The 12,029-nt window shown below is 68.6% G+C and carries 10 protein-coding genes; 7 read left to right on the forward strand and 3 right to left on the reverse strand.

What is annotated here, in order from left to right; translation table 11 throughout:
• Window positions 1-37: 37 nt before the first annotated feature.
• Together lipB and lipA are read left to right on the forward strand one after the other, a co-directional pair.
• The gene (gene lipB, locus DIE22_RS16050; RefSeq protein ID WP_124496644.1) at window positions 38-793 is read left to right on the forward strand and encodes a lipoyl(octanoyl) transferase LipB; all 756 of its coding nucleotides are present in this window, start codon (window positions 38-40) and stop codon (window positions 791-793) included.
• Complete coding sequence (lipA, locus tag DIE22_RS16055) at window positions 786-1,778, forward strand: lipoyl synthase (RefSeq protein WP_124496646.1); 993 nt, start codon at window positions 786-788, stop codon at window positions 1,776-1,778. Before lipB ends, lipA begins: the two co-directional genes overlap by 8 nt.
• Before the next feature lie 93 nt (window positions 1,779-1,871).
• Here lipA and DIE22_RS16060 read toward each other — a convergent pair whose 3' ends face one another.
• The gene (locus tag DIE22_RS16060) at window positions 1,872-2,285 is read right to left on the reverse strand and encodes a hypothetical protein (protein WP_124496648.1); all 414 of its coding nucleotides are present in this window, start codon (window positions 2,283-2,285) and stop codon (window positions 1,872-1,874) included.
• A 327-nt stretch (window positions 2,286-2,612) separates the two neighbouring features.
• Here DIE22_RS16060 and tauA point away from each other — a divergent pair, with 327 nt between their 5' ends.
• From tauA to DIE22_RS16075, 3 genes are read left to right on the forward strand one after another with little or no spacing between them, the layout of a single operon-like run.
• A complete protein-coding gene (tauA, locus tag DIE22_RS16065; protein ID WP_124496650.1) occupies window positions 2,613-3,629 on the forward strand; it encodes a taurine ABC transporter substrate-binding protein in 1,017 nt (338 codons plus the stop codon).
• 39 nt (window positions 3,630-3,668) lie between these two features.
• Window positions 3,669-4,466: a taurine ABC transporter ATP-binding protein gene (locus DIE22_RS16070; RefSeq protein WP_124605484.1), complete on the forward strand. Its 798-nt coding sequence runs from the start codon at window positions 3,669-3,671 to the stop codon at window positions 4,464-4,466.
• Window positions 4,466-5,431: an ABC transporter permease subunit gene (locus DIE22_RS16075; RefSeq protein ID WP_124605485.1), complete on the forward strand. Its 966-nt coding sequence runs from the start codon at window positions 4,466-4,468 to the stop codon at window positions 5,429-5,431. The genes DIE22_RS16070 and DIE22_RS16075 overlap by 1 nt, the downstream gene beginning before the upstream one ends.
• A gap of 39 nt (window positions 5,432-5,470) precedes the next feature.
• Here DIE22_RS16075 and ggt read toward each other — a convergent pair whose 3' ends face one another.
• Together ggt and DIE22_RS16085 are read right to left on the reverse strand one after the other, a co-directional pair.
• Window positions 5,471-7,354: a gamma-glutamyltransferase gene (gene ggt / locus DIE22_RS16080; protein ID WP_124605486.1), complete on the reverse strand. Its 1,884-nt coding sequence runs from the start codon at window positions 7,352-7,354 to the stop codon at window positions 5,471-5,473.
• A 73-nt stretch (window positions 7,355-7,427) separates the two neighbouring features.
• The gene (locus DIE22_RS16085; RefSeq protein WP_124496656.1) at window positions 7,428-8,390 is read right to left on the reverse strand and encodes a LysR family transcriptional regulator; all 963 of its coding nucleotides are present in this window, start codon (window positions 8,388-8,390) and stop codon (window positions 7,428-7,430) included.
• A 242-nt stretch (window positions 8,391-8,632) separates the two neighbouring features.
• Here DIE22_RS16085 and DIE22_RS16090 point away from each other — a divergent pair, with 242 nt between their 5' ends.
• Entirely contained in the window at window positions 8,633-10,768 is a 2,136-nt protein-coding gene (locus tag DIE22_RS16090; RefSeq protein WP_124605487.1) for a 3-hydroxyacyl-CoA dehydrogenase NAD-binding domain-containing protein, read from the forward strand.
• 29 nt (window positions 10,769-10,797) lie between these two features.
• On the forward strand, window positions 10,798-12,015 hold the full coding sequence (locus tag DIE22_RS16095; protein WP_124496660.1) for an acyl-CoA dehydrogenase family protein: 1,218 nt from the start codon (window positions 10,798-10,800) through the stop codon (window positions 12,013-12,015).
• Window positions 12,016-12,029 lie beyond the last annotated feature (14 nt).

Raw genomic sequence — 12,029 nt, forward strand, 5'->3', positions numbered from 1 at the left:
CCGGCGAGACCCATGGGTTTTCGGTAAACTACCGCCCATGTCCGTCTCGCCGGTTGCCATCGTGTCCACGCCTGTCGCTGTTTCCGAATCGCCCGCCGGGTCTCCGGTTCAGCCTGTCGCGCCGGTCACCGTGCGCTGGCGGGGCAGCGAGGCCTACGAGACGAGCTTCGACGCGATGCGCGCGTTCACTGACACGCGCACGGCCGACACCGGCGACGAAATCTGGGTCGTCGAGCATCCGCCCGTCTACACGCTCGGCCAGGCCGGTGACCCGGCCCACCTGCTGGTGGCCGACAGCGGCGTGCCGCTCGTGAAGGTCGACCGCGGCGGACAGATCACCTACCACGGCCCCGGCCAGATCGTCGTCTACCTGCTGCTGGACCTGCGCCGGCGCAAGCTGATGGTGCGCACGCTCGTGACGAAGATCGAGGAGGCCGTGATCGAAACCCTCGCGGCGTATAATCTCGCTTCGGTCCGCAAGGCGGGCGCGCCGGGAATCTACGTGGCTTCCGGCGTGCACGAAGGCGCGAAGATCGCGGCCCTCGGCCTGAAGATCCGCAACGGCTGCAGCTATCACGGGCTGAGCCTGAACGTGAAGATGGATCTGCGCCCGTTTCTTGCGATCAACCCGTGCGGCTATGCCGGACTGGAAACCGTCGACATGGCGAGCCTCGAGGTTGCCGCCGACTGGAACGACGTCGCCCACACGCTGGTGGGTCGTCTGATTGCCAACCTCGATGGCGAACCCGCGGCCGCCGACAAGCCGCAGGCACTGGAACATTCGAATGACTGACGTTACCGCTTCCCCCGCACCGGCCGATTCGGCCGCGACCGCTGCCTACGATCCGACCGCCAAGCAGAAGGCGCAGGCGAAGACGGCGCGCATTCCGATCAAGGTCATTCCGATCGAGAAGCTGAAGAAGCCGGAGTGGATCCGCGTGAAGGCGGCCACCGGCAGCTCGCGCTTCAACGAGATCAAGACGATCCTGCGCGAGCACAACCTGCACACCGTGTGCGAGGAAGCGAGCTGCCCGAACATCGGCGAATGCTTCGGCAAGGGCACCGCGACGTTCATGATCATGGGCGACAAGTGCACGCGCCGCTGCCCCTTCTGCGACGTCGGCCACGGCCGCCCCGATCCGCTCGACGCGGACGAACCGAAGAACCTCGCGCGCACGATCGCCGCGCTCAAGCTCAAGTACGTGGTGATCACGAGCGTCGACCGCGACGACCTGCGCGACGGCGGCGCCGCCCACTTCGTCGAGTGCATCCGCGAAACGCGCGCGCAGTCGCCGGAAACGCGCATCGAGATCCTGACGCCGGATTTCCGCGGCCGTCTCGACCGCGCGATCTCGATCCTGAACGCGGCACCGCCGGACGTGATGAACCACAACCTCGAAACGGTGCCGCGCCTGTACAAGGAAGCGCGCCCGGGTTCGGACTACGCGCATTCGCTGAAGCTGCTGAAGGATTTCAAGGCGCTGCATCCGGACGTCGCGACGAAGTCGGGCCTGATGGTCGGCCTCGGCGAGACCGAAGAGGAAATCCTGCAGGTGATGCGCGACCTGCGCGCGCACGACGTCGACATGCTGACGATCGGCCAGTACCTGCAGCCGTCCGAGCACCACCTGCCGGTGCGTGCGTACGTGCATCCGGATACGTTCAAGATGTATGAGGAAGAGGCGTACAAGATGGGCTTCACGCATGCGGCCGTCGGCGCGATGGTGCGGTCGAGCTATCACGCCGATTTGCAGGCGCATGGGGCAGGGGTGGTCTGAGCGCCGTATTCCGCCGTTCCGCAGCAGTCACGCAGTCGAACCAAGCCCGCAGCGATGCGGGCTTTTTCGTTGGCGCGGCCAGAGATTTGATGTCTATGCAGCCCCGCGTCGATCTGCCATCTCATTGCCTTCGCGCTCTTTCTCGTCGTAGCAAAGCGCGGCAATCTGCCATCGGCCGCCGTTGATCAGCCATAGCTCCAGAAAATCAAATCGGATGAGTGTTCTTCCGCCACGTCGCATTGAACCCGTGCCGGAAATCGATGCCCAAAGCCGGTTTCTCTCGACCTCCGTGATTTCATCGTGAACGCGTAGACCGACATCTGGCCAGGTGTTTTCAGACAGGCGCTGCCGTATAAAAGATATTTGCTGAAGCTTGGTGACTGTCCGGTCGCGTCGCTTCACGAAGAAATGAGAGCTCTCTACAAAGTTCAGTTGATCGATGTCGCCGTTCATGTAGGCGTCGATCCAAACGTCTCTCATTTCCAGCAAATCGTACTTGGTTTTCATGAGTATCTATCTGATTGCGATTGAGGAGACGGCTCCTTGATTCGATATGGAACCCTAACGTCTGCTCTGGTGAATTGATATGGGACTTGTATGAAACGTTGCACGCGTGAAAGGGAGTGAACGATTCCCGTCGACGGTAAAGGGAGAGTGATGACGGCATGTTTTGGCACATCGATTGCCGCTCGATCGTCGTCCCCATTCAATCCAGCATGGAAAGCAAAGCCGAAACGCCATCGATAGCTTCGCAGGATAAGTTCGCTCCCGCCGCGCGCAAAGCTCGTAAAGTCGGCTCTCCCGCAGCAATGCCCGCATTCGAAGGAGAGCCGCATGTCCCGTTTCAGCTTCATCCGCCGCGCCATCGTCGCGCTGACCGCCTTTGCCGCGCTCGGCGCGGCGCACGCCGAATCGCGCGAAGTCGTGATCGCGTACCAGGACATGGTCGTGCCGTGGCGCTACGCGCAGGCGAGCGGTGAAGTCGAGAAGGCGACCGGCTACAAGGTCAGGTTCCGCAAGCTCGACAGCGGCGCCGACGTGATCCGCGCGCTCGCGTCGGGCTCCGTGCAGCTCGGCGAGGCCGGCTCCAGCCCGATCGCGGCGGGCCTGTCGCAAGGGCTCGACATCTCGCTGTTCTGGGTGCTCGACAACATCAACGACGCCGAGGCGCTCGTCGCGCGCAACGGCTCGGGCGTGACCAGCGTCGCCGCGCTGAAGGGCAGGAAGATCGGCGTGCCGTTCGTGTCGACGTCGCATTTCCATACGCTCGTCGCGCTGCAGGCCGCGGGCGTCAATCCGAACGACGTGAAGATCGTCAACCTGCGTCCGCCCGAGGTCGCGGCCGCGTGGGCGCGCGGCGACATCGACGCGACCTACATCTGGGATCCGGTGCTCGCGAAGGTCAAGCAGTCGGGCACCGTGCTGACGACGTCGGGACAGGTCGCGAAACAAAGCGGCAAGGCGACCTTCGACGGCTTCGTCGTGAGCCGCAAGTTCGCGCGTGAGAACCCCGAGTTCGTCGCACGCTTCGTGAAGGTGCTGGCGTCCGCCGATGCCGATTACCGCGCGCACACGGCCGGGTGGAAGCCCGGTTCGCCGCAGGTCGCGGCGGTCGCGAAGGTGTCGGGCGCGAACGCGCAGGACGTGCCGGCCAGCCTCGCGCTCTACGCGTTCCCGACGCCGGCCGAGCAGGCGTCGCCGACGTGGCTCGGCGGTGGTGCGCAGTCGGGCGCCGCGAAGTCGCTCGCGGCCACCGCCGCGTTCCTGAAAGCACAGGGCACGATCCAGACGGTGCTCGCCGACTACTCGGTCGGCGTCGATCCGCAGTTCGTGCAGAAGGCCGCGCGCTGAGCGCGGCAACCCAGGCCATTCATCGCGGAGCCGTCGATCATGAGCACGCTGGAAGTCCGTCAGGTATCGGTCGCCTATCCGGACGAGCGCGGTCGGCCGACGACGCAGGCACTCGCGCGCGTCGACCTGCGCATCGACAGCGGTGAGTTCGTCGTCGCGCTCGGCGCGTCCGGATGCGGGAAGACGACGCTGCTGAACTGCATGGCCGGCTTCGTCGCGCCGACGACCGGCGACGTGCGCGTCGACGGCGTGCCGGTCACGGGGCCCGGCGCCGATCGCGGCGTCGTGTTCCAGAAATACGCGCTGTTGCCGTGGCTCGACGTGCTCGACAACGTCGCGCTCGGGCTGCGCTTCGCGCGCGTGTCGAAGGCCGAACGCGACGCGCGCGCGAGCGAGATGCTCGCGCTCGTCGGCCTCGAGCGCCATGCGCACGCGCGCGTGTACGAACTGTCGGGCGGGATGCAGCAGCGCGTCGGCATCGCGCGTGCGCTCGCGAGCGACCCGCGCGTGCTGCTGATGGACGAACCGATGGGCGCGCTCGATGCGATGACGCGCGGCACGATGCAGGCGCTCGTGCTCGACGTGTGGGCGCGCACCGGCAAGACGGTGTTCTTCATCACGCACGACGTCGAGGAGGCGCTGTTCCTCGCGACGCGCCTCGTCGTGATGACGCCCGGCCCCGGCCGCATCGCGGAAACCTTTGAACTGCCGTTCGCGCGGCGCTACGTCGAATCGCGCGATGCGCGCGCGGTGAAGTCGTCGCCGGATTTCATCGCATGGCGCGAGCGGCTGATCGCGTACCTGCATCGCGACGAGGCGGTCGCGGAGACCGCGTGATGCATGAATTCGCACGGCAGGGCGCGTCCGTCGGGCGCCACCGGATCAGTACATTGCACAGGCAGGAAGACATGAGCACGCAGGATTCGTGGGCGGCCGATCGAGCGGCCGCCGACTTCGAACAGGATGCGCACGCGAGACAACGGCGCCACACGGCGCGTCCCGTGCGCGCATCGCACCGTTACCGGCTGCCGGGGCAGGGCAAGACGGCAGCGCTCAGCGCGGCGACGGTCGCGGCGCTGGCCGTGCTGTGGTGGGTCGCGACGCATCGGCAGTGGCTGTCGCCGCTCTTTCTGCCATCGCCGGAAGCGGTGTGGACCGCGTTCGTCGATGCGTGGCATGGCCGCATCCAGGGCGGCCTGCCATTGTCCGAGCACCTGCTGTGGAGCGCCGCGCGCGTATTCGGCGCGTTCGTGCTCGCCACCGCGATCGGCGTGCCGGCCGGCATCCTGATGGGCGTGAGCCGGGTCGCACGCGGCGTGCTCGATCCGCTGCTGGAGTTCTACCGGCCGCTGCCGCCGCTCGCGTACCTGCCGCTGGTCGTGATCTGGTTCGGCATCGACGAGACGGCGAAGCTCGTCGTGATCTTCCTCGCGTGCTTCGCGCCTGTCGCGATGGCCGCCCGCGCCGGCGTGCGCGCCGCGACGGTCGAGCAGATCAACGCCGCGTATTCGCTCGGTGGCAGCTTCGCGCAGATCGTGCGGCACGTCGTGCTGCCGGCCGCGCTGCCGGAGATCCTCACGGGGCTGCGGATCGCGATCGGCTTCGGCTGGACGACGCTCGTGGCGGCCGAGATGGTCGCCGCGACGGCCGGGCTCGGGCAGATGGTGCTCAATGCGTCGAGCTTCCTGCGCACCGATATCGTCGTGATGGGCATCCTGATCATCGGCGCGATCGCGTGGCTGTTCGATCTCGCGATGCGATGGGTCGAGCGGCGGGTGGTGCCGTGGAAGGGGCGCGGATGATACGGAGCAGGCGGCCCATGCGCGCCGCCTCTGCCGCCCTCAATCCCCCATCGCCACCCCTTCCCGCCGCGGATCCGCACCCCCAAACCACACCGTCTGCCCCTGCACGTTCAGCCGCTGGATTCCCTGCAGCCCCGAGTTCATCTCGACGATCCGCACGTCGTGCCCGCGGCCCTTCAGCCCGTCGGCGAGCGCATCCGACACGCGGCCGCGCTCGAGCTGCGTCGGCCCGTTCATCGACCCGAAGTTCGGCAGCGCGATCGCCTGCTGCATCGTCATCCCCCAGTCGAGCACGCCGACCAGCGCCTTCGCGACGTGGTTGATGATCGCGGGGCCGCCGGCCGAGCCGACGATCATCGTCACCTGCTTCGTCTTCTGGTCGAACACGAGTTCCGGCGACATCGCCGAGCGCGGCCGCTTGCCGGGCTGCACGCGGTTCGCGACGGGCCGGCCGTTCTCGCTCGGCACGAACGAGAAATCGGTGAGCTGGTTGTTCAGCATGAAGCCGCGCACCATCAGCCGCGAACCGAACGCGTCCTCGACGCTGGTCGTCATCGACAGCGCCTGGCCGTAGCGGTCGACGATCGCGATGTCGGACGTCGACGGCAATTCGGGGCTGCGGTCGTCGGCCAGCGCGAGCGTCGCGCCCTGCGGCGTGCCGGCCTGCGCGACGCCCATGCTGGTGTCGCCGATCAGGCGCGCGCGCTGCGCGAGATAGGCCTTGTCGGTGAGGCTCGCCCAGCTGCCGCCCGGCAGCGGCGCGAAATCAGGATCGGCGACATAGCGCGCGCGGTCCGCATACGCGAGGCGCCCGGCTTCGCTGAACAGGTGCGCGGCGAACGGCGTCGGCTCGTAGCCGACGTCGTTGCGCACCGGCTTCTGCGCGCCGATCTGCTGCCAGTCGGGCATCGCTTCGAGAATGCCGAGCATCTGCGCGATCGCGAGGCCGCCCGACGACGGCGGCGGCATCCCGCAGACAATCGAGCGCCGGTAGTCGGCGCACAGCGGCGCGCGCACCTTCGCCTTGTAGCGCGCGAGATCCTGGACCGACAGCAGGCCCGGGTTGGTCGGGTGCTTGCGCACCTTCGCGACGATGTCGCGCGCGATCGCCCCGCTGTAGAACGCGTTCGCGCCGCGGTCGGCGACCTGGCGCAGCACGGTCGCGAGCGCGGGGTTCTTCAGTACGGTGCCGGCCGCCTTCGGCGTGCCGTCCTGGTTGTAGAAGTACGCGCGCGCGGCCGGGTCGTTCATCAGGTACTTGTCGTTCGCGATCAGCATCGCCAGGCGCGGGCTGATCGTGAAGCCGTGTTCGGCGAGCCGGATCGCGGGCTGGAACAGCCGGCGCCACGGCAGCTTGCCGTGCGCGCGATGCGCGGCGTCGAGCATCCGCAGCACGCCGGGCGTGCCGACCGAACGCCCGCCGACGACACCTTCGTAGAAGCTCATCGGCTGGCCGGTCGGGCCGTAGAACAGGCGGTCGGTCGCGGCGGCCGGCGCGGTCTCGCGGCCGTCGTACGCCTGCGTTGCGCGGCCGTCGAAGTACAGCATGAACGCGCCGCCGCCGAGCCCGGACGACTGCGGCTCGACCAGCGCGAGCACCATCTGCGTCGCGATCGCCGCGTCGATCGCCGTGCCGCCGGCCTTCAGCATCTCGTAGCCGGCCTGCGTCGCGAGCGGGTTCGCGGCCGCGATCATGAAGTGCTGCGAGGTCCAGCCCGGCTTGTCGGTCCAGCCGGACGACAGTTCGGGCGCATGGACGCCGGGCAGCGGCACCGCGGCGCCCGACGCGGCGGCGACCGGGACGACGGCGCCCGACGGCGCGGACGGGGACGTGCAGCCGGTGCCGAAGGCGACGAGCGCAACGAGCGCGAGCGCGGCGGCGAGCGTCCGGGGACGCGAATGCGGACGAATCCGGTCGAACATTGAACCCTCGGCAACTATGAATTCGAAGGAGGCGGCGGCGCCGGCATCGCACGCGCCGTGCGCACGCGGCGCGCTATTGTCGCCGCGCGGCCGGCGGATTGTCATCCGACAGGAAACCCTGACGCATCGCGCCGGGCCCGCCCCGGCCGGTCTTTCCGGCCTGTTCGAGGATGAACTCTATGAACGTCGACGTCGCACGCGTGTGGTGCCGGTTCGGCATGTAGAGCATGTACATGTGCGTGCCGAAGATGCTGAGCCGGTACGCGTCGAGCGACGTGACGACCGTGCCGCGCCGCATGTCGTCCTGCATCACGTAGTCGGGCACGATGCCGACGCCGATCCCGGCGAGGATCGCCTGGCGCAGGAACAGGAAGTTCTCCGAAATCAGCGTGGGCTCGAGCAGCACCTCGTGGCGCTCGTCGCCGAGATACGCGGCGATCCGCAACTGCCGGCCCATCACCGTCGCGGTGACGACCGGCGCGGCGGCCAGCGCGCCGAGGCTCGCCGGCATTCCGTGCGCGGCCGCGAACGCGGCCGACGCGCACGCGACGTAGCGCACCGCGCCCATGTCGCGCGCGACGAGGTTCTGCGGCGGCTCCGGCATCACGCGCACCGCGATGTCGATCTCGTCGCGCATCAGGTCTTCCACGCGATTCTCGAACACCACGTCGAGCACGATGCCCGGATGCAGCCGCTTGAACGCGAGCAGCCAGTCGGACATCACCATCTGCCCGTAGCCGCTCGGCACCGACAGCCGCACGCGGCCCTGCAGGTCCTGGCCGAGCGTCGTCACCGATTCCTGCGCCGCGAGCAGTTCGTTGCGGATGCGCCGGCCGTGCTCGTACAGCTTCAGCCCGATCTCGGTCGGCTCGATGCGGCGCGTCGTGCGCCGCACGAGCTGCTGGCCGATCGAGCGTTCGAGCTGGTTCAGCCGGTAGCTGACGTTCGCGCGGCTCATCTTGAGCCGCTGCGCGGCCTTGCTCAGGTTGCCCGCGTCGAGGATCTCGACGAGCAGCGTCAGCGCGTTCAGGTCCATGCCCGGTGTCTCCTGATCCGTCCCGTTTAATGGCCCGAAACGGTTCGAAAGCATTCAATGTCAAGTCAGACTTGACAGCTTGTAAAGCTGTGCGGGAATTGTCAATGAATCTCGATCAATCGAGAATCGAGTCATGCCCGGCAAACACGCCGGATCGTTTCCCGCCGCGCGGGACGTGGATCGGGTACCGGCACTGCCACCCGGTCCTGCGGCTCCCGACCGGCGCACCGCACGGAGACACCATGAATTCAACAGCTTCCCCTGAACCCTCCCAGGCCGGCACCGTCACGCGCGAACGGCGCGACAAGGTGCTCGTCGTCACGATCGACCATCCGCCCGTCAACGCGCTGTCCGCCGACGTGCGGCGCGGTCTCGCCGACGCGCTCGACGCCGCGCAGGCCGACGCTGCGATCCGCGCGGTGCTGATCGTCGGTGCCGGCCGCAACTTCATCGCGGGCGCCGACATCCGCGAGTTCGGCAAGCCGCCGGTGCCGCCGTCGCTGCCCGACGTGTGCGAGCGGATCGAGTCGAGCGCGAAGCCGGTCGTGGTCGCGCTGCACGGCGCGACGCTCGGCGGCGGCCTCGAGGTCGCGCTCGCCGCGCATTACCGGCTCGCGGTGCCCGGCGCGAAGCTCGGGCTGCCCGAAGTGACGCTCGGCCTGCTGCCCGGCGCGGGCGGCACGCAGCGCGCGCCGCGCCTGATCGGCGCGAAGGCCGCGCTCGACCTGATGCTGACCGGGCGTCACGCGAGCGCCGACGAAGCGCTCGCGCTCGGCCTCGTCGACCGCGTCGCGCACAGCGACGACACGCTCGCCGAAGGCCTGGCCTATGCGCAGGAACTCGTGTCGCTCGGCGCGCCGGCGCGGCGCACCCGCGACGCGCGGGGGCTCGCCGATCGCGCGGCCGCGCAGGCCGCGATCGACGCCGCGCGCGCCGACTTGCCGAGAAAGTCGCGCGGCCTGTTCTCGCCGGCGAAGATCGTCGACGCGGTCGAGGCCGCGCTCACGCAGTCGTTCGACGCGGGGATGAAGCTCGAACGCAGCCTGTTCCTGCAATGCCTCGACAGCCCGCAGCGCGCGGGCCTCGTGCATGCGTTCTTCGCGGAACGCGAGGCCGCGAAGGCGCCCGAGGCGCGCCGCGCGAGCGCGCGTCCGGTCGAGCGGATCGGCGTGGTCGGCGGCGGCACGATGGGCGCGGGCATCGCGGTCGCGGCGCTCGATGCCGGGCTGCCCGTGACGATGATCGAACGCGACGAAGCGTCGCTCGCGCGCGGCCGCGCGTATGTCGAGAAGGTGTACGACGGTCTCGTCGCGAAGGGCCGGATGACGCCGGCCGCGCACGCGGCGCGCCTTGCACGCTTCAAGGGCAGCACGTCGTACGACGCGCTCGCGCAGGCCGACGTCGTGATCGAGGCCGTGTTCGAAGACATGGCCGTGAAGCAGGCGGTGTTCACCGAACTCGCGCGCGTGTGCAAGCCGGGCGCGGTGCTCGCGACCAACACGTCGTATCTCGACATCGACGAACTGGCCGCGAGCATCGACCGGCCGGCCGACGTGATCGGCCTGCACTTCTTCTCGCCGGCCAACGTGATGAAGCTGCTCGAGATCGTTGTGCCGGCGCGCGTGAGCGCGGAGGTCGTCGCGACCGCATTCGCGCTGGCCAAACAGCTGAAGAAGACGCCGGTGCGCGCGGGCGTGTGCGACGGCTTCATCGGCAACCGGATCCTCGCGGTCTACCGCACCGCGGCCGACTACCTGATGGAGGACGGCGCGTCGCCGTACCAGATCGATCGCGCGGTGCGCGAGTTCGGCTTCCCGATGGGGCCGTTCCAGGTCGTCGACCTCGCGGGCGGCGACATCGGCTGGGCGACCCGCAAGCGCCGCGCGGCGACGCGCGACCCGCGCGCGCGCTACGTGGAGATTTCCGACCGGCTGTGCGAGCGCGGCTGGTTCGGGCAGAAGACGGCGCGCGGCTACTACCTGTATCCGGACGGCGCGCGCGTCGGCACGCCGGACCCGGAAGTCGAGGCCATCGTCGCCGACGCGCGCGCGAAGCAGGGCATCACGCCGCGCACGTTCACCGACGACGAGATCCTGCGCCGCTACCTCGCTGCGATGATCAACGAAGGCGCGAACGTCGTGCACGAGAAGATCGCGCTGCGCCCGCTCGACGTCGACGCGGTGTTCCTGTACGGCTATGGCTTCCCGCGTCATCGCGGCGGCCCGATGCACTACGCGGACACGGTCGGCCTCGCGAGCGTGCTCGCCGACATCCGCGCGTTCGTGCAGGAAGATCCGCTGTTCTGGAAACCGTCGCCGCTGATCGTCGAGCTGGTCGAGCGCGGCGCGGACTTCGCGAGCCTGAACCGCATCGACTGAACGCCCACCGCATTCGCAACGGACCCACGATGAACCTCGATTTCACCCCCGAAGAGGAAGCGTTCCGCACCGACGTGCAGCGCTTCCTCGCCGCCGAACTACCGGCGCGCACCGCGCGCAAGGTGAAGGGCGGTTTGCACCTGACGCGTGACGACATGCGCGAATGGCACGCGATCCTCAATGCGCGCGGCTGGCTCGCGAGCCACTGGCCGCGCGAGTACGGCGGCCCCGGCTGGAGCGTCGCGCAGAAGTTCCTGTTCGACAACGAATGCGCGCTTGCGGGGGCGCCGCGCATCGTGCCGTTCGGCGTGAACATGCTCGGGCCCGTGCTGATCAAGTACGGCAGCGAAGCGCAGAAGCGCCACTGGCTGCCGCGCATCCTGGACGGCACCGATTGGTGGTGCCAGGGCTACTCGGAGCCGGGCGCCGGTTCCGATCTCGCGTCGGTGAAGACGAGCGCGGTGCGCGGCCTCGACGCGCAGGGCGAGCACTACGTCGTGAACGGCCAGAAGACGTGGACCACGCTCGGCCACTACGCGAACATGATCTTCTGTCTCGTGCGCACCGCGACCGACGTGCGCAAGCAGGAGGGCATCAGCTTCCTGCTGATCGACATGAATACGCCGGGCGTCGAAGTCCGCCCGATCATCACGCTCGACGGCGAGCACGAGGTGAACGAGGTGTTCTTCACCGACGTGCGCGTGCCGGTGGAGAACCGGGTCGGCGAAGAGAACCGCGGCTGGACCTGCGCGAAATACCTGCTCACGTACGAACGCACCAACATCGCCGGGATCGGCTTCTCGACGGCCGCGCTCGAGCGGCTGCGCGCGGTCGCCGCGAAGGTCACGAAGAACGGCCGGCCGCTCGCGGACGATCCGTTCTTCGCGGCACGCGTCGCGCGCGTCGAGATCGAGCTCGAGAACATGCGCACGACGAACCTGCGCGTGCTGGCCGCGGTCGCCGGCGGCGGCGTGCCGGGGGCCGAGAGCTCGATGCTGAAGATCCGCGGCACGCAGATCCGCCAGGAAATCACCGCGCTGATGCGCCGCGCGATGGGGCCGTACGCGCGGCCGTTCGTCGAAGACGCGCTCGACGCCGGCCATGCGGATGGCGGCGGCGAGCCGGTCGGCCCGGAGGACGCCGCGAGCGCCGCGCAGCAGTACTTCAACAATCGCAAGCTGTCGATCTTCGGCGGCTCGAACGAGATCCAGAAGAACATCATCGCGAAGATGATGCTCGGGCTGTAACGAGGGACGCGACG

The sequence above is a fragment of the Burkholderia sp. Bp9142 genome (genome assembly GCF_003853415.1).
GTDB lineage: Bacteria > Pseudomonadota > Gammaproteobacteria > Burkholderiales > Burkholderiaceae > Burkholderia.